This is a genomic window from Serratia sp. 201 (assembly GCF_037027545.1).
Classification (GTDB): domain Bacteria; phylum Pseudomonadota; class Gammaproteobacteria; order Enterobacterales; family Enterobacteriaceae; genus Serratia; species Serratia bockelmannii.
Genome location: NZ_JAXCHC010000002.1, coordinates 1073511 through 1090449, shown reverse-complemented (window position 1 = coordinate 1090449; position 16939 = coordinate 1073511). Strand labels below are relative to the sequence as shown.

Here is a 16939-nt window from a genome sequence, read left to right as displayed (position 1 = left end):
TAATTATCGCCGTATACGCCATCTACCGTCATTTTAAATCACGCCGCACCAACACGCTGGATGCCAGGCGTCACAATAAAAAGCGTTAGCCTCATAACTCTCCCCTCCGTACATTCTGGTCAGGTCATTCTGCTTTTCACCTTCAGGCATTCTACGCGCCGCACCCGGCAACTGTTTCATCGCAGCGGCCGCGCCAACTGCTGACGGGCTCCGTCAGATCGGTTACAATGGCAGGCTGTTTTGTGGAGGTCGCCCGTCGCGCCCGCCACCGTTGAATCCCGCAGGGGCTGGCTTCAGCTCCTCGTTCGTCATTAAGGTAACCCGGTGAATATTCAGGTTCTTCTTTCAGATAAAGTCAGCCAGGCGCTGATCGCCGCTGGTGCGCCAGCCGATTGCGAAGCGCAGGTCCGCCCTTCCGCCAAGGCGCAGTTTGGTGATTACCAGGCCAACGGCGTGATGTCAGTCGCCAAAAAGCTGGGCATGCCGCCCCGTCAGCTGGCGGAAAAAGTGGTGCAACTGCTGGATCTCGGCGATGTCGCCAGTAAAGTGGAAATCGCCGGTCCCGGCTTTATCAACATTTTCCTGAACAGCGACTGGGTCGCCCGCCAGGCCGACCAGGTGCTGAATGCACCGAAGCTGGGCATTGCCCCGGTTGAACCGCAAACCATCGTTATCGACTACTCTGCGCCGAACGTGGCGAAAGAGATGCACGTCGGCCATCTGCGCTCCACCATCATCGGCGACGCCGCGGCACGTACCCAGGAGTTTCTGGGCCACAAAGTGATCCGCGCCAACCACGTCGGCGACTGGGGCACCCAGTTCGGCATGCTGATTGCCTACCTGGAAAAAATGCAGAATGAAAACGCCAGCGATATGGGCCTGTCCGATCTCGAGCAGTTTTACCGCGAAGCCAAGAAACATTACGACGAAGACGCCGAGTTCGCCGAGCGCGCGCGCGCTTACGTCGTGAAGCTACAGGGCGGCGATCAGTACTGCCTGAAAATGTGGCGCAAGCTGGTCGACATCACCATGGCGCAAAACCAGCTGACCTATAACCGCCTGAACGTCACGCTGACCGAAGACGACGTGATGGGCGAAAGCCTGTATAACGCGATGCTGCCGGGCATCGTCGCCGATCTGAAAGCCAAAGGGCTGGCGGTGGAAAGCGAAGGCGCCACCGTGGTGTTCCTCGACGAATACAAGAACAAGGACGGCGACCCGATGGGCGTCATCATCCAGAAAAAGGATGGCGGCTACCTCTACACCACCACCGATATCGCCTGCGCCAAATATCGCTACGAGACCCTGGGCGCCAACCGCGTGCTGTATTACATCGACTCCCGCCAGCATCAGCACCTGATGCAGGCCTGGACCATCGTGCGCAAAGCCGGTTACGTGCCTGAGTCCGTCTCGCTGGAACACCACATGTTCGGCATGATGCTGGGCAAAGACGGCAAGCCGTTCAAAACCCGCTCAGGCGGCACCGTGAAGCTCTCCGATCTGCTGGATGAGGCCATCGAACGCGCCGAACAGCTGATCGCCGGCAAAAACCCGGACATGCCGGAAGAGGAAATGAAGACCGTGGCCCGCGTGGTCGGCATCGGCGCGGTGAAATACGCCGATCTGTCGAAAAGTCGCACCACCGACTATGTTTTCGACTGGGATAACATGCTGGCCTTCGAAGGCAATACCGCGCCTTATATGCAATACGCCTATACCCGCGTGGCATCGGTATTCAAACGCGCCGGGATCGACGAAAGCAGCCTGACGCTGCCGCTGACACTGACCGAAGAGCGTGAAATTGCACTGGCCACTCGCCTGCTGCAGTTCGAAGAGGTGCTCACTACCGTTGCACGTGAAGGCACGCCGCACGTCATGTGCAGCTATCTGTACGATCTGGCGGGCTTGTTCTCCGGTTTCTACGAGCACTGCCAGATCCTCAACGCCGACAGCGAAGAAGCGCGTCAGAGCCGCCTGAAGCTGGCGCTGCTGACCTCTAAAACGCTGAAAACGGGTCTGGATACGCTCGGCATCGAAACCGTCGAACGTATGTAAACCGCACTGCGCGGAAAGCAAAAAGGTCGCCAAGGCGACCTTTTTTATTCTTGCATTCGACTCAGGCGACGCGGCGCGCAAAATCACGCGGGCGGAAACCCAACCCGGCCAGCACGCCGAAGTAGGCCACCACGCCGGCCACGACCACCGCCGCCAAGCGCAGCAAACGCTCCAGCATATTGCCCTGATCCCAGGCCGGCATCAGCCACATCACACCAATCAGCACCGCCGACATCACCAGCACGGCGATCACCAGCTTGGTGAGGAACAGTGCCCAACCCGGCTGTGGCTGGAAGATCTTCTGCTTGCGCAGCTGCCAATACAACAACGTGGCGTTCAGGCAGGCCGCCAAACCGATCGACAGCGCCAGACCGGCATGCTTAAGCGGACCAATAAACGCCAGGTTCATCACCTGTGTCATGATGAGCGTGATGATGGCGATCTTGACCGGCGTTTTAATGTCCTGCCGCGAATAGAAGCCTGGCGCCAACACTTTAACCACGATCAGCCCCATCAGCCCTACCGAGTAAGCCACCAACGCGCGTTGCGTCATCGCCGCGTCAAAGGCGCTGAACTTGCCGTACTGGAATAACGAGACGGTCAACGGCTTGGCCAAAATACCCAGCGCGATGGCGCTCGGCAACGCCAGCAGGAAGCACAGGCGCAGCCCCCAATCCATCAGGCGCGAATACTCGTCGTGGTTGCCGCTTGAGAAGCTTTTGGCCAGCGACGGCAGCAGGATGGTGCCCAACGCCACGCCCAACACGCCGGACGGAAACTCCATCAGGCGGTCAGCGTAGTACATCCAGGACACCGAGCCGGACACCAGGAACGAAGCGAAAATGGTGTTGATGATCAGCGAGATTTGGCTGACCGACACCCCGAGGATCGCCGGCCCCATCTGGCGCATCACGCGCCAGACCCCGGCATCACCCAGTTTGAGGCGCGGCAATACCAGCATGCCGATCTTGCGCAGGTGCGGCAGCTGATAACCCAGCTGCAGCACGCCGCCCACCACCACCGCCCAGGCCAGCGCCAGCACCGGCGGGTGGAAATACGGGGCGGCGAACAGCGCGAAGCCGATCATGCTGACGTTAAGCAACGTGGGGGCAAAGGCCGGGATCGAGAAGCGGTTCCAGGTATTGAGAATAGCCCCCACCAGCGACGCCAGTGAGATCAACAAAATGTAGGGGAACGTGATGCGCAGCAGCGCCGAGGTCAACGCAAATTTGTCGGGCGTGTCGGTAAAGCCCGGCGCAGTAATGTAGATCACCCAGGGCGCGGCCAGCATCCCCAACACTGTCACCACCGCCAGCACCAGCGTCAACAGCCCGGAGACATAGGCGATAAAGGTGCGCGTCGCTTCTTCACCCTGCTGGCTCTTGTATTCGGCCAGGATCGGCACAAAGGCCTGCGAAAACGCGCCTTCGGCAAAGATACGGCGCAGCAGATTAGGGAGTTTGAACGCCACGAAGAAGGCGTCCGTTGCCATGCCGGCCCCGAACACGCGCGCGACGATCGCATCGCGGGCAAAGCCCAACACCCGCGAAAACATCGTCATCGAGCTGACGGCAGCCAAGGATTTGAGTAGGTTCATGTGGTTGTCTGATAGGTACCAAATATCAACGCCTGCAACAGCAGGCGTCAGTGAAACAATCGGCTCAGTTTACGCATCCGGAAAAGAATAGCTACCGCCATATGTTACATAGAGTTATCGCGTAATAAACGCTCGACCACCCGCTGGGCGACCAGCGCCTGTTCGCCGCCGGTTTCCGGCGCGCTCTGATTGGCGACGGCATCAAGGAAATGCCGTACCGCCCCGTCGAAGCCGCGTTGCACCAGCGTGCTTTGCCAACCCGGCACCGGCTGTTCCAACTCACCCTGTACATCTTCACGCAGCCAGTGGCGCATATCGGTCAACTGATACAGCGCGCCGTCGGTCACCGCCTGCACGCTTTCGCGCTGGCTGCCACCGCGGCGATGCATACTGGTCGTCACCTGCGTGTCGCCGCAGGCGAAGTGGTGCTCGGCGTACAGCATTTCGCCTGCGGCGCTGGCCCGTAAGCTGCCGCTCAACAGTTGCTCGCGTCCGCCCGCCAGCCACAGCGCAGTGTCTACCACGTGCAGGTAATCATCCAATAGGGTAAAACGCAGATCGTGCGGACCGACGCTGTCCGCCCGATGTTTATCCATACGGATAGAGGCCGGCTGGTTCATTTCCAGCTTGAGCTGCCGGTAAAGTGGCGCGAAACGGCGGTTGAACCCCACCATCAGCGTTTTGCCTCGCCGCTCGGCCAACTCGAGCAGTTGCTCGCCCTGCTCCAGCGTTTCCGCCAGCGGCTTATCGACGTAAACGTGCACGCCGCGGTTTAGCAGCTCGCCAATGACCGAAAAATGGCTGGCGGTGCTGCTGTGGACAAATACGGCGTCGCACTGTTCGGCCAGGCTGTCCAGCCGGGAGAAACAGGCCATGCGGTAGCTGTCGCACAGCGGCTGCGCTTTTTGCTGATTGGGCGAAAAACCGCCCACCAGCGTCCAATCCGCCGCTTGGCCGAGGATTGGCAGGTAAGCCTTCTGCGCGATACTGCCCAATCCCACCACGCCTACTCGTAATTTAGTCATTCGCATCCCTCGCCAACAGGTGTTGCAGCTGCCGTTTCAGCTCCGCCACTTCGTTTTCCAATGCGCTGACCCTGGCGCTTAGTTCGCTGTCTTCCTCGGATTCGAACGCCGCCGGCGGCGCTTCATCAATCTGGCCGCTGAACAGATGCATGAACCGGCTTTCGCGCTTGCCCGGCTCACGAGCCAGGCGCACCACGAACGGGCCATCTTCCCGCGTGGCCAGCTGTTGCAGCACCTGCTCGACCTCGCTGACATCGCTGAACTCGTGCATCCGATTGGTGCGGGTGCGTAGCTCGCCCGGTGTTTGCGCACCGCGCAGCAACAAAGCGGCGATCACCGCCAGTTCGGCGGGTGAAAGTTTCAGCTGGCCAAACTCGGAATTGCAAAACCGCTGCTCGTATTTCACTACCCGATTGCCGAATCCGCTGAGGGTGCGCAGGAAATGTTTGCGCAGCAACAGATCGAGGAGTTGCTGCACCTCACTCTCGCTCAGATCCATCACCGGCTCGCGGTTGGTCTTTTGGTTACAGGCCAGGGTAATGGCGTTAAGCGAAAGCGGGTATTGGTCCGGCGTCGTCACCTGTTTTTCCAACAGGCAGCCGATGACCCGGGCCTCTTTGGCGTTCAATTCATATTTCATCGTTTGGCCTCAACGTGGGGGGAGCCACTCTTTATTGGTGTATGCCGTCAAAACGTGGTCTTGCCACTGGCCATCGATCAGCAGGTAATCCTTGGCGTAACCTTCGCGTTCAAATCCCAGACGCGTCAGCAATGCGCCGCTGCGCTGGTTGTGCGGCATATAGTTGGCCATGATGCGGTGCATGCGCTGTTGGCGCAGCATATAGCGGATGGCGGACTGCAAGGCTTCGAACATCAGCCCTTGCCCCTGCCATTTCTCCCCCAGCGAATAGCCGAGGAAACAGGCGTGAAACGAACCGCGCAACACGTTACTGAAGTTCGCCACACCGCGGACTTCCTGCTCTTCCGGATCGAGCAGGATAAAATAGTAGGCGCTGCCCTGCTTTTGCATTTCAGCGATCATCCCCAGGCGCGCCTGCCAGCCGGACGGATAACAGTGGCTTTCATCGCGCACCGGCTCCCAGGGTTTGAGAAAGGTCCGGTTCTCGGCATAATAGTCCGCCAGACGATAGGCGTCCCGTTCATGCACTAAACGGACCACCATCCGGTCGGTAGTAAGACGTACTTTTGGCGATGCAGAGCGGTAGCCGAACATCATTTCCCCCGCAGTCAAAACGGTTCGATAAGAAGTATTTATTGGGAAGCCGCATGGTGAATTATCCGGCGCCGATCTAATGCCATGACTTTATTTAGCCAATAGCGCCTCAGAACCGCACTTCCCTGCATTCAATATAACCGTAGCCCGCCCCCGAGGTAAAATCCCGGTCGCTCAGTAAATCGCCGAATACGCGTTTTACGGCGTTTTTCCGCCCATTTTGCAGCGCAGGTAACACCTTGACGATAAAAAAATATTATCTACTCCGCCCCTGTCGCCGTCCGGCAATTGGGTAGAGAATGGTGGGGTTGCCTTCCCCTCTCTCTTAATTGCTCATGGTGATGCATGTCTCTGGTGTCGCAAGCGCGCAGCTTGGGTAAATATTTTCTGTTGCTCGACAACCTGCTGGTGGTTTTAGGCTTCTTTGTCGTGTTCCCGCTTATTTCGATCCGCTTTGTCGATCAATTAGGGTGGGCGGCGCTGATCGTCGGCATCGCGCTGGGTTTGCGTCAGCTGCTGCAACAAGGGCTCGGCATCTTTGGCGGCGCCATCGCCGATCGCTTCGGCGCCAAGCCGATGATCGTCACCGGCATGCTGCTGCGCGCCGCCGGTTTCGCTACCATGGCGATGGCCGATGAACCTTGGATCCTGTGGTTCTCCTGCGGGCTGTCCGCCCTCGGCGGCACGTTATTCGATCCGCCGCGCACCGCTTTGGTAATCAAGTTGACCCGCCCGCATGAACGCGGCCGTTTTTTCTCGCTGCTGATGATGCAGGACAGCGCGGGAGCGGTGGTCGGCGCGCTGATCGGCAGTTGGCTGCTGCAGTACGATTTCCACTTTGTCTGCTGGGTTGGGGCGGCGATCTTCGTGCTCGCCGCCGGCTGGAACGCTTGGCTACTGCCGGCTTACCGCATCTCTACCGTGCGTATACCGATGAAGGAAGGCATGTTGCGGGTACTGCGCGATCGCCGCTTCCTCACCTATGTCCTGACGCTGACCGGTTACTATATGCTGGCGGTACAGGTGATGCTGATGCTGCCGATCGTGGTCAACGAAATCGCCGGTTCACCGGCGGCAGTAAAATGGATGTATGCGATTGAAGCGGCGCTGTCATTGTCGCTGCTCTATCCGCTGGCGCGTTGGGGAGAAAAACACTTCCGGCTTGAGCAGCGCCTGATGGCGGGCCTGTTGCTGATGACGCTCAGCCTGCTGCCGATTGGCCTCACCACCAGCCTGCAGGGGGTGTTCACACTGATCTGCTGCTTCTATCTGGGATCGATTATCGCCGAGCCGGCGCGCGAAACGCTAAGCGCTTCGCTGGCGGATCCGCGTGCGCGCGGCAGCTATATGGGCTTCAGTCGCCTTGGCCTGGCGCTGGGTGGCGCGTTGGGTTACACCGGCGGCGGCTGGATGTACGATACCGGACGCACGATGAACATGCCGGAGCTGCCCTGGTTGCTGCTTGGGGCAGTAGGCTTCGCTACGCTGCTGGCGCTGTACTGGCAGTTCAGCCCACGACGCAGCGCCCCGATGATGCTGCGCGGCGGTTAACGCCATAGAAATCCGGCCGAATCGGCAACAGCTGCTATCCTGTTAGTAAAAACACCCACAGGAGCCCGTCGGCATGAGCGAAGAAGCAAAATTACCGCAACTACTCGAACATATGATACTGAACTTGCGCATGATTTATGCGCGGTCCACCCTGGTGGAAAAAGCACTGGCCCACATCCTCGCCAGCGACGCCGGCCTGAAGGACGATATTATCAAGCAGCTGCAGGTCGTCACCGCCGCCAATGAACGTGACAAAATCGACCTCGAAGAAGCTCGCATTCACCTGATCGATGTGCTCAACTCGGTACCGGCCAAGAAATAACGCCCTCTAGCCCGCGCCGGTGCGCGGGCAATATCGCAATAACGCACCATCCAACACACGCACGTCAAGACAGCCTCGATAAGCTGTGGTAACTATTGCTGTTAAAACCTGACAACCCGGAGCAAGCATGAAACTGTTCATTTACGATCATTGCCCATTCTGCGTTAAAGCCCGCATGATTTTCGGCCTGAAACGTTTGCCGATTCGCCTGGTCACGTTGCTCAACGACGATGAGACGACCCCGTTCAACCTGATCGGCCAAAAAATGGTGCCTATCCTGATTAAAGACAACGGTGAAGCGATGCCGGAAAGCCTGGATATCGTACGCTATGTCGATGGGTTGGACGGCAAGCCGGTCCTGACCGGCCGCACCAACCCGGCTATCGCCGAATGGCTGCAGCGGGTCGGCGGTTACAGCGCAAAATTGCTGCTGCCGCGTATTGCGCACGCCGATTTCGAAGAGTTTGCCACCGCCAGTGCGCGCCAGTACTTTATCGATAAAAAACAGGCGTCAATCGGAGATTTCGCCGAACATCTCGCCAACAGCGCCGATCTGATCGCCCAGTTGGAGGCCGATCTGCAAACCCTGTCACCGCTGATCGTCTCCACTGACGCGGTGAACGGCGAGCTGTCCGAGGACGACATTCACCTGTTCCCGCTGCTACGTTCGTTGTCGATCGTCGCCGGGGTTGCGCTGCCGGATAACGTGGAAGCCTACCGCAACCGCATGGCGCAACGCAGCGAGGTGCCGTTGCTACTGGATATGGAACAATAACGTTCGAGAGTCACAAAAAGGACATGGCGTATTGATGTTGAAAATGGTGCTCGCCACCGCTCGCGATCGGGCGCGGCTGAAGGAAATTACCTCCGTTCTGATTCGTTATGGTCTGCAAGACGTTCTGCGCTTGCTGGGCCTGGGGGCATTGCTGCGCGGTGTCCGCGGCGAGCCCGCCCTGCAGGACGCACAGACCCTGCCTGAACGGCTGCGGGAGGCGCTCGAGGCGCTGGGCCCCACCTTCGTCAAATTCGGTCAGATCCTGGCCACGCGTTCTGACCTCCTGGATCCGGCCTGGACCGACGAACTGGATCGCCTGCACAGCCAAGCGGCGGTATTGCCATGGGAGACACTGGCGCCGCAGATCGTTGCCGATCTGGGGGGCGAGCCCGAGCACCTGTTTGCCGAGTTCGATCGCACGCCGCTGGCGGCAGCGTCGATGGCGCAAATTTACCGCGCCCGCTTGCACAGTGGCGAACAGGTGGTGGTGAAAGTGCTGCGGCCCGGCCTGGCGAAAACCATCCACGCCGATCTGCGGCTGCTGGCCTCGCTGGCGGAAACCGTGGAGCAGCAGAGCCCCACGTTGGCACGCTATCGGCCGCGGCAGATGGTCCGAGCGCTGGCGACGGCGCTCAATCACGAGCTGGATTTGACTCACGAAGGGCATAACTGCGATCGCGTCGCCAAGATGTTTGCACGAGAACCCGACGTGGTCGTGCCGAAAATCTATTGGCAATGGTCGTCTCCGCGTCTGTTAGTGCAGGAATACTTGCCCGGTACCGCGCCGGAGAACCCTCAGCAATTGGCGGCGGCAGGCTTTGACGGCCCGCTGCTGGCACAACGCGGCGCCCGCGCCTTTATGAGCATGGTGCTGGAGCATCGGCTGTATCACGCCGATCCCCACCCCGGCAACGTTATGGCGCTGAGCGGTGACCGCGTCGGTTTTATCGACTTCGGTATGGTGGGCCAGCTGTCCGAGCGGCGGCGCAACCAGTTGCTCCTGCTGCTGCAGGCCATCGCCGATCGCCAATCCGAAGGCATCGTCAACACGCTGATCGCCTGGTCGGACAGCGAACCGTTGGACCTGCTGGATCTGGAGTTGGCGGCGCAAAACTTTCTCGACAAACAGGCCGCCGCCACCCTGACGCTGGGCAAAGCCTTGACCGACCTGCTGGTGATGGCGCGTGAACACCAGCTGGCGTTGCCGCCTGACCTGGTCCTGCTGTTCAAGGCATTAATCACCGCCGACGGCGTGCTGCATCGGTTGGATCCGGCCTTCGACATCGTAGCCACGCTCAAACCGATGCTGCAACAAACGGTGCTGCAGCGCTATGCCCCCGACGCCGTGCGCCAGCGGTTGTTGGCCCTGGGCGGGGAAGCGCTCGATGCCGGAGAGGAGCTGCCGCAAACCCTGCGCCTACTGGTTCGCCGCCTCAAACGCGGGCAGCTCAATGCCGAGATCAACGTCAAGAACCTCGGCCAATTGAGCAAAGCGCTGGAACGCGCCGCCGTCACGCTGGCTATCGCCATCGTCACCGCCGCTTTTGCTCTGGGCCTGGCGCCTTATCTGATGCATTCTTCGCTGCGGCTGTGGGGCATCCCGCTGTTCCCGCTGTTGGGGAGCGCGGCCTGCGTGGCCGGCGTAATTCTCTTGGCGCTACGATTGCGGCGCTGATGCTTTCGGCGTTATCCGATAGGTCTCACCCGCTTTTGCGCGCACTATCCTTTGCACATCGCCGCCTGTCGTTTTCACGCGCAGGCGGAACGTTTATAATGATTAATCAATTATCTGCAGCACTTTTCGCCAGCAGTCGCAATGAGGCATTAATGAAGAAGATCCTGATGGGCGCAGCCGCCCTGCTGTTCGCCGGCGTATTGGCCGGTTGCAATCAACTGACCCAATACACCCTGAGCGAGCAGGAAGTGAATGATTACCTGCAGAAACACAACGACTATCAGAAGCAGATCGGCGTGCCCGGCTTGGTGGACGCCAATATCGTGCTGACTCAGCTGCAAAGCCAAATCGGCCGCAGCGAACCGGGTAAAGTTACCCTTTCCGGCGACGCCAAGGTCGATATCACGTCGATTCTCGGCCCGCAGACCGCGGATCTGAAGCTGACGCTGAAGGCGCAGCCGGTTTACGACCGGGCGCAGGGCGCCATTTTCCTGAAGGACATGGAGCTGACTGATTACAGCGTGCAGCCGGAAAAAATGCAGACGGTAATGAAAGCGCTGACGCCGTATCTGAACCAGTCACTGAAGTCTTACTTCGACCAAAAGCCAGCTTATGTGCTAAATCCTGACAACAGCAAAACCGAAGCGCTGGCCAAAAAACTGGCGAAGGGGTTGGAAGTGAAGCCGGGTGAGTTGGTGATCCCGTTCAGCGACTGACCTCGTCTTTATGCATCAAGCCCGCCACCAGGCGGGCTTTTTATTGCAAAACAGTATTACTGCGGCGCGCTGTAGGCGATTTCGCCGGTGTTGCAGTTGAGCGTCACGTTGTAGGTTTTATCTGCCTTGGTGCCACGCACCGTTAACGGTACCTGCCACACCTGATCCTTGCCGCTGATGGCATCCGGGCTAACCCAGGCAATCGGCGTTGCGGTACCCAGCAGCTTTTTGTCCGCCTCCCAGCGCGTAATGCGGTTCTGCAAGAAGTCGCGCTTGACCTGGGCGGCGATATCCGCCGGCTGCAGGCCCGCACACTGCCCCACCTTGGCGGTGCGTTGCTCTTGATCCTGCGCCCACACCGCGGTTGATGCTCCCATCATGGCCAACAAGGCGATAGCCAAACCCATTTTTTTCATATGTCCTCCCGTTGTGATTAGCGCTATCCGGGCGCCCATCCCTGGCTCACAACAGGGTTTCGGCAAAGAGTTACCGTTTGACGAACTCGATGACAAACAGCGCATCCAGGCCCGGATAGATTTCCTTGATCACCTGCTTCAGTTCGCCGAGCGACATGTTTTCCTGCTGTGCGTGGCGTTCGGTCAGCGCATCCAGGCGCACCGGCGTTACCGACAGCACTTCGATAAAACAGAAAAAGACGCCGTCTTCATTGCGGCTTACGCGCAATACCTCGCCCGGTTCGAAGTGCGACTCACTGGCATCCCGAATGGTGATGGTTTTACGCCCGGCCAGAATGTCTTGCTCAAAGCGGCTGAAGAAAGTTATTTCACGGCTCATTTTAGATCCTTTTTCATCACAACACCGCAACATAAGTCATTATGCTGCTTGCTTTTCTGACGCAGATCCCTCTTTTGGGTTAGATGTCGCTTTTTTCGCTTTGCTTTCCGCCGGTTTTTTGAGGGTTTCCGCCGGCGAAGCGCCACGCAAAATCAGACCCAGCGCGTCCTTATTCTCCGCCAGGAAGAAGCTCAAGCCTTCGCGCTGTTCGTCATCCAGAGTCAGCGGCGCCTGCTGCAGCCACTCCCCGAGGTTGTCCGCCAGATCCAGCATTTTGTCGTAGGCGTCGGCTTCTTTCTTGCTCGCGAAAGTCATTTTTTCCTCACCGTTTCTCACCACCACATATTTAACTTCAACCGCCATGCGTGCGTCCTCAAATACTCAAATTACTGTAATTATGTACAGTATAAATAGATCGTGGCGGGAAGGCAAACCGCCGCCCGCCTTCGGCTTATTTCAGCAGCCGCACCTTGCAGCTTTTGCCTTTGATTTTGCCCTGCTGCAACTGTTGCAGCGCCTTGCGCGCGCTGGCTTTGCGGATTGCGACATAGGCATGCACTGGGAACATGTCAATCTTGCCCACTTCCGCCGCTGTCAGCCCGGCATCACCGGTCAGCGCCCCGAGAATATCGCCGGGACGGATCTTCGCCTTGCGGCCGCCGTCGATGCACAGCGTCACCATTTCCGCCTCCAGCGAGCCGTTGGCCGCCCCGCTCAGCTCGGACACCGGCGACCAGTCGACGCTCATCTGCAGGTAGTCTTCAATCGCGTGCGCCCGCGCCATTTCCTGCGGCGTGCACAGGCTGATCGCCAACCCGCTCATGCCGGCGCGGCCGGTACGGCCAATACGGTGCACATGCACTTCGGGATCGAACGCCAGCTCGTAGTTGACCACCAGCTCCAGCTCTTTAATATCCAGCCCGCGTGCGGCAACGTCGGTCGCCACCAATACCCGGCAACTGCGGTTGGCGAAACGCACCAACACCTGGTCGCGGTCGCGCTGTTCCAGATCGCCATGCAGCGCCAGCGCGCTGATGCCGCGGGCCTCCAGGGCCTCAAGCACCGTCTGACAATCGCGTTTGGTATTGCAGAACACCACGCAGGACGCGGGTTGATGATAGCGAATAGCCGACACCAGGAGCGCCGGGCGCTGATCGCGCGTAGTCTCATAAAAGCGTTGTTCGATGGAGGCCTGCGCTTCTCCATCGTCCACCTCGACGCTCAGCGGCTGGCGTTGAACGCGCGCGCTGATGCGCTCGATGCCTGCCGGGTACGTGGCGGAAAACAGCAGCGTCTGACGTTGCGGCGGCGTATAGCTGATCACATCGTCGATGTCGTCGGCGAACCCCATGTCCAGCATGCGATCGGCCTCATCCAGCACCAGCACCTTCAGCTCGTCCAACTGCAGCGTTTTCTTGCGCAGGTGTTCCTGGATACGGCCCGGCGTCCCCACCACGATGTGCGGCGCATGCACCAGCGAATCGAGCTGCGGCCCCATCGGCTGACCGCCGCACAGCGTCAGGATCTTGATGTTTTGCGTAAAACGCGCCAGGCGGCGCAGCTCTTTGCTCACCTGATCGGCCAGCTCGCGGGTGGGACAGAGCACCAGCGCCTGCGTGGCGACCTGACCGACGACGATATTATTCAGCAGACCAATGCCGAAGGCCGCCGTTTTACCGCTGCCGGTTTTCGCCTTGGCGCGCACGTCCCGCCCTTGCAGGATGGCGGGCAATGCGGCGGCCTGTACCGGCGTCATTTCGGCGTACCCCAGTTCGTTGAGGTTGGCCAACTGTTCGGCTGGCAGCGGCAGGGAAGAAAAAGAAACTGTGCTCACGGCGATAACTCTTATATGACGAATGGAATGGCGGCGCGCCCGCAGGTTGGCGCCGAATCAGGGGTAAATGATAACAGAGATGGGCGGCGTTACGGGGTGCGGGCATAAAAAAACCCGCCGGCGGCGGGTTTCTTGGCAACGCAGTCGTTAAATCGCAACGACGTTGGCTGCAGCAGGGCCACGTTGGCTGTCCTGGATGGAGAATTCAACCTGCTGGCCTTCAGCCAGGGTTTTGAACCCATCGCTAACGATAGCGGAAAAATGAACGAAAACGTCTTTAGAACCGTCGGCAGGCGTGATGAAGCCGAAACCTTTGCTTTCGTTGAACCATTTAACGTGACCAGTGATCTTGCTCATTTGTGTTTCCTTTACTTGATAAACCTGCCTTAACGGCACGAGACGCGAAAACCCTGTGATATGTAGGCCTTCTTTCGCCGTCGGTTATTAACGCATAATCGCTCATGCAGGGCAAATATTTCTGTTTGTTATAAAAACAGTCAGTTAGCAACAAACCTGGCGCAGCGGCTGTGAACGCAATCGTTTTCGTATATACTGCCCGCCGATCATCAATCCGCTTACTTTCACCGATCCAGGTACGACACTATGTTAACGATTGGAACCGCCCTGCGCCCTTCCGCCACCCGCGTTATGTTGCTCGGCTCCGGGGAGCTGGGTAAAGAAGTCGCCATTGAATGCCAGCGCCTCGGTCTGGAAGTGATCGCCGTCGATCGCTATCCCGACGCCCCCGCCATGCATGTGGCGCACCGCAGCCACGTCATAAATATGCTGGACGGTGACGCGCTGAAAGCCGTTATCGAACAAGAGCGGCCTGACTATATCGTTCCCGAAATCGAAGCGATCGCCACTGCCATGCTGGTCGAGCTTGAACGCCAGGGCCACCGCGTGGTGCCCTGTGCCGAAGCCACCCGCCTGACGATGAACCGTGAAGGCATCCGCCGTCTGGCGGCGGAAGAGCTCGCTCTGCCCACCTCAAGCTACCGCTTTGCCGACAGTGAAATCGCCTTCCGGCAGGCGGTCGAACACATCGGCTACCCGTGCATCGTCAAACCGGTGATGAGCTCCTCCGGCAAAGGCCAAAGCCTGATCCGCACGCCCGAACAGCTGCAAAGCGCCTGGGATTACGCCCAACAGGGTGGTCGTGCCGGTGGTGGCCGGGTGATCGTCGAAGGGCTGGTAAGATTTGATTTTGAAATTACGCTGCTGACCATCAGCGCCGTGGACGGCGTGCATTTCTGCGAGCCGATCGGGCACCGTCAGGAGGATGGGGATTACCGCGAATCCTGGCAGCCGCAACGCATGTCGGCTACGGCGCTGAGTCGGGCCCAGGCTATCGCCGAGAAAGTGGTGAAGGCCCTGGGGGGCTTCGGGCTGTTCGGCGTGGAGCTGTTCGTTTGTGGCGACGACGTGATCTTCAGCGAAGTGTCGCCACGCCCGCACGATACCGGCATGGTCACGTTGATTTCACAGGATCTGTCTGAGTTCGCCCTGCACGTGCGCGCGTTTCTCGGTTTGCCGATCGGCGCTATCCGCCAGTTCGGCCCTTCCGCTTCGGCGGTGATCCTGCCACAGCTCACCAGCACCGATGTGCGCTTCAGCGGATTGGAAAACGCGCTGCGCGGGCACAACCAGCTGCGTCTGTTCGGCAAGCCGGAAATCGCCGGCCAGCGCCGCCTGGGCGTAGCGCTGGCGACGGCGGACACCACGGAACTCGCGGTGGAACTGGCGAAACAGGCCGCCGCCGCCGTGGCGGTCAACCGCTAAAACTGACGGGGCCGCTTGCGCGGCCCCGATAACATCAATAGTCTTCGTCTTCTTCAGCATCGTCATCCCGCGACGCCTCCGGTGCGGCATCCTGCTGTTCGTCTTCGTCATCGAACAGCACCGCGACATGAGCGCCCTGATGCTTCTCACGAATTTCCTGCGCAACGCGAGCAATGGCCTCACCGCTGCTCATGCCCTGTTCCATCAGCTGATGGATGCGATCCGCCGCTTCCTGCTGCTCCGCGTGGCTCAGTAATGGCATACCTGCATGCATGTGTCGTTCTCTCCGGCAAAAGGGAGAAGGAGTATACGCGCTAACGCGGCGGATCCCAACGTCTTGTGCCTCAGGCCGGCTGTGAACAGCCGTTATCGTTGCGCCACTGCTTTAAACGGTGCCGCCACAGCATGACATGCCACCCCTGCTTCACGCCGCGCGCATTGGCGAGCATCGCTCTGTCGATGCCACGTTGGTAAAACTCTTCGGTAATCTGATTCTGAGCGGCCGGATCCGGCTCACGGCGAATGCTGTGACAAATGCCCAACGCCTCACGGGTGATTTGCCAATGGAAAGCGGGACGAATGGCGACAGTGCCCGCATAGCGCCGGTTGAGCCGCTCCAGCATTTCGACGATTTTCATATAGTGACGCTGATACTCTACGTTCGCTTTGCCGGTGCGACGACGGTTACTGATAGACTTGTCGTGCACCCGTTGCCGGTACAGCGGCGTGCTTAAATATTTGACCCGTTTGGCATTAAACATGACTTCCGTCGTCCAGGGAATATCCTGGTGATGCAACCCCGGCTCAAAATAAAGCCGATGCTGGCGAATAAAATCGAGGCGATATATTGCCAGCCATACAACATGAATAAACTTTCGCGACTTCAATGCACGTTCGAACCACTGAACGCCAGTGATAACGTCGGTAGTGCGTAAACGCGCCTCGGGAAAAATCGGCTGTAATTCGTCTTGGCTGGTAAAATAGCGTTCACCATTACATTGCATCACGTCTAATTGGTGTCGTTCTGCCTGTTCCAACAGCGTGGAATACATCTCGGGCGCCAATAAATCGTCGGCGTCCGGAAACGCCACATATTTACCTCGGGCAACGGCGAGCCCGGCATTACGTGCATTAGAAACGCCGGCATTGGCTTGATCGATCACGCGAATATGCGGATGCACCGCCGCGTAACGGTGCGCGATCTCTCCCGAACCGTCGGTGGAACCATCGTTGACGATGATCACCTCCAACCGTTGCTCGCGCTGGGCCAGCAGCGAGACCAGGAACGGCTCCAATAACTCCCCCGCATTGTGCATCGGGACGATGACGCTCAGCATTAACGACATAGGTAGCTCTTCAATAATAATGTAACAAAATGATAATTTTATTTTTTTAGAAAATAGAAACCGCTTCAGCGCACGAGCGAAATAAAACGCGAACCTTCACATTTCCGCCGCAGGCTAAATAAGATTAATCTTGTTTGTCTTTTCATGCTTTCGACAAGAAAAGCGTTCCACAACAAGGGATAACTTTCACAAGACGGCCACCATGAAAAAACACAGGCAAAACCGTTTCGCA

General features: G+C 58.7%; 18 protein-coding genes. 7 read left to right on the top strand and 11 right to left on the bottom strand.

Features of this window, described 5'->3' with window-relative positions; translation table 11 throughout:
- Positions 1–324: 324 nt before the first annotated feature.
- Entirely contained in the window at positions 325–2055 is a 1731-nt protein-coding gene (gene argS, locus WA302_RS13415) for an arginine--tRNA ligase (RefSeq protein ID WP_025303138.1), read from the top strand.
- 61 nt (positions 2056–2116) lie between these two features.
- Here the strand turns inward: argS and murJ are convergent, their stop codons facing one another.
- The 4 genes from murJ to rimJ form a co-directional block, all read right to left on the bottom strand.
- Positions 2117–3652 carry a murein biosynthesis integral membrane protein MurJ gene (gene murJ, locus WA302_RS13410; RefSeq protein WP_043143599.1) on the bottom strand — a complete coding sequence of 512 codons (1536 nt, stop codon included), beginning with the start codon at positions 3650–3652 and terminating at the stop codon, positions 2117–2119.
- A 104-nt stretch (positions 3653–3756) separates the two neighbouring features.
- Positions 3757–4677 carry a Gfo/Idh/MocA family protein gene (locus WA302_RS13405; protein ID WP_043143598.1) on the bottom strand — a complete coding sequence of 307 codons (921 nt, stop codon included), beginning with the start codon at positions 4675–4677 and terminating at the stop codon, positions 3757–3759.
- A complete protein-coding gene (locus WA302_RS13400) occupies positions 4670–5317 on the bottom strand; it encodes a YceH family protein (RefSeq protein ID WP_043143596.1) in 648 nt (215 codons plus the stop codon). The genes WA302_RS13405 and WA302_RS13400 overlap by 8 nt, the downstream gene beginning before the upstream one ends.
- A gap of 9 nt (positions 5318–5326) precedes the next feature.
- Positions 5327–5911 carry a ribosomal protein S5-alanine N-acetyltransferase gene (gene rimJ / locus WA302_RS13395; RefSeq protein ID WP_025303142.1) on the bottom strand — a complete coding sequence of 195 codons (585 nt, stop codon included), beginning with the start codon at positions 5909–5911 and terminating at the stop codon, positions 5327–5329.
- A gap of 345 nt (positions 5912–6256) precedes the next feature.
- On the opposite strand from rimJ, the gene mdtH reads away from it, so the two are divergent.
- From mdtH to WA302_RS13370, 5 genes are all read left to right on the top strand, one after another.
- A complete protein-coding gene (mdtH, locus tag WA302_RS13390) occupies positions 6257–7462 on the top strand; it encodes a multidrug efflux MFS transporter MdtH (protein ID WP_301480421.1) in 1206 nt (401 codons plus the stop codon).
- Between the two features lie 73 nt (positions 7463–7535).
- A complete protein-coding gene (locus WA302_RS13385) occupies positions 7536–7784 on the top strand; it encodes a hypothetical protein (RefSeq protein ID WP_197824049.1) in 249 nt (82 codons plus the stop codon).
- A 127-nt stretch (positions 7785–7911) separates the two neighbouring features.
- On the top strand, positions 7912–8559 hold the full coding sequence (gene grxB / locus WA302_RS13380) for a glutaredoxin 2 (protein WP_336064171.1): 648 nt from the start codon (positions 7912–7914) through the stop codon (positions 8557–8559).
- Between the two features lie 34 nt (positions 8560–8593).
- Positions 8594–10234, top strand: a complete 1641-nt coding sequence (locus tag WA302_RS13375; RefSeq protein ID WP_089195965.1) for an ABC1 kinase family protein — start codon at positions 8594–8596, stop codon at positions 10232–10234.
- A 152-nt stretch (positions 10235–10386) separates the two neighbouring features.
- Complete coding sequence (locus WA302_RS13370; RefSeq protein WP_151429382.1) at positions 10387–10950, top strand: lipoprotein; 564 nt, start codon at positions 10387–10389, stop codon at positions 10948–10950.
- A gap of 56 nt (positions 10951–11006) precedes the next feature.
- Here the strand turns inward: WA302_RS13370 and yebF are convergent, their stop codons facing one another.
- The 5 genes from yebF to cspE form a co-directional block, all read right to left on the bottom strand.
- The gene (yebF, locus tag WA302_RS13365; RefSeq protein ID WP_025303148.1) at positions 11007–11366 is read right to left on the bottom strand and encodes a protein YebF; all 360 of its coding nucleotides are present in this window, start codon (positions 11364–11366) and stop codon (positions 11007–11009) included.
- Positions 11367–11436: 70 nt separating this feature from the next.
- Positions 11437–11745, bottom strand: a complete 309-nt coding sequence (gene yqfB, locus WA302_RS13360) for a N(4)-acetylcytidine aminohydrolase (RefSeq protein ID WP_004927562.1) — start codon at positions 11743–11745, stop codon at positions 11437–11439.
- A 39-nt stretch (positions 11746–11784) separates the two neighbouring features.
- Positions 11785–12108, bottom strand: coding sequence for a YebG family protein (locus tag WA302_RS13355; protein ID WP_025303149.1), 324 nt, complete (start codon positions 12106–12108; stop codon positions 11785–11787).
- A gap of 88 nt (positions 12109–12196) precedes the next feature.
- Complete coding sequence (gene dbpA, locus WA302_RS13350) at positions 12197–13579, bottom strand: ATP-dependent RNA helicase DbpA (RefSeq protein WP_060447823.1); 1383 nt, start codon at positions 13577–13579, stop codon at positions 12197–12199.
- Positions 13580–13726: 147 nt separating this feature from the next.
- Complete coding sequence (gene cspE, locus WA302_RS13345) at positions 13727–13936, bottom strand: transcription antiterminator/RNA stability regulator CspE (RefSeq protein ID WP_004927572.1); 210 nt, start codon at positions 13934–13936, stop codon at positions 13727–13729.
- Positions 13937–14182: 246 nt separating this feature from the next.
- On the opposite strand from cspE, the gene purT reads away from it, so the two are divergent.
- Positions 14183–15361, top strand: a complete 1179-nt coding sequence (gene purT, locus WA302_RS13340; RefSeq protein ID WP_049203947.1) for a formate-dependent phosphoribosylglycinamide formyltransferase — start codon at positions 14183–14185, stop codon at positions 15359–15361.
- A gap of 34 nt (positions 15362–15395) precedes the next feature.
- Here the strand turns inward: purT and WA302_RS13335 are convergent, their stop codons facing one another.
- Entirely contained in the window at positions 15396–15635 is a 240-nt protein-coding gene (locus WA302_RS13335) for a YoaH family protein (protein ID WP_033643378.1), read from the bottom strand.
- 70 nt (positions 15636–15705) lie between these two features.
- The gene (locus WA302_RS13330; RefSeq protein WP_197822334.1) at positions 15706–16707 is read right to left on the bottom strand and encodes a glycosyltransferase; all 1002 of its coding nucleotides are present in this window, start codon (positions 16705–16707) and stop codon (positions 15706–15708) included.
- Positions 16708–16939: the final 232 nt, after the last annotated feature.

Bases quoted from the DNA above. Each gene is read 5' to 3' on its own strand.
- grxB (WP_336064171.1), top strand. From the start codon at position 7,912: ATGAAACTGTTCATTTACGATCATTGCCCATTCTGCGTTAAAGCCCGC.
- WA302_RS13405 (WP_043143598.1), bottom strand. From the start codon at position 4,677: ATGACTAAATTACGAGTAGGCGTGGTGGGATTGGGCAGTATCGCGCAG.
- rimJ (WP_025303142.1), bottom strand. From the start codon at position 5,911: ATGTTCGGCTACCGCTCTGCATCGCCAAAAGTACGTCTTACTACCGAC.
- WA302_RS13355 (WP_025303149.1), bottom strand. From the start codon at position 12,108: ATGGCGGTTGAAGTTAAATATGTGGTGGTGAGAAACGGTGAGGAAAAA.
- WA302_RS13400 (WP_043143596.1), bottom strand. From the start codon at position 5,317: ATGAAATATGAATTGAACGCCAAAGAGGCCCGGGTCATCGGCTGCCTG.
- WA302_RS13385 (WP_197824049.1), top strand. From the start codon at position 7,536: ATGAGCGAAGAAGCAAAATTACCGCAACTACTCGAACATATGATACTG.
- mdtH (WP_301480421.1), top strand. From the start codon at position 6,257: ATGTCTCTGGTGTCGCAAGCGCGCAGCTTGGGTAAATATTTTCTGTTG.
- yebF (WP_025303148.1), bottom strand. From the start codon at position 11,366: ATGAAAAAAATGGGTTTGGCTATCGCCTTGTTGGCCATGATGGGAGCA.
- WA302_RS13375 (WP_089195965.1), top strand. From the start codon at position 8,594: ATGTTGAAAATGGTGCTCGCCACCGCTCGCGATCGGGCGCGGCTGAAG.
- murJ (WP_043143599.1), bottom strand. From the start codon at position 3,652: ATGAACCTACTCAAATCCTTGGCTGCCGTCAGCTCGATGACGATGTTT.
- WA302_RS13335 (WP_033643378.1), bottom strand. From the start codon at position 15,635: ATGCATGCAGGTATGCCATTACTGAGCCACGCGGAGCAGCAGGAAGCG.
- yqfB (WP_004927562.1), bottom strand. From the start codon at position 11,745: ATGAGCCGTGAAATAACTTTCTTCAGCCGCTTTGAGCAAGACATTCTG.
- purT (WP_049203947.1), top strand. From the start codon at position 14,183: ATGTTAACGATTGGAACCGCCCTGCGCCCTTCCGCCACCCGCGTTATG.
- cspE (WP_004927572.1), bottom strand. From the start codon at position 13,936: ATGAGCAAGATCACTGGTCACGTTAAATGGTTCAACGAAAGCAAAGGT.
- WA302_RS13330 (WP_197822334.1), bottom strand. From the start codon at position 16,707: ATGTCGTTAATGCTGAGCGTCATCGTCCCGATGCACAATGCGGGGGAG.
- WA302_RS13370 (WP_151429382.1), top strand. From the start codon at position 10,387: ATGAAGAAGATCCTGATGGGCGCAGCCGCCCTGCTGTTCGCCGGCGTA.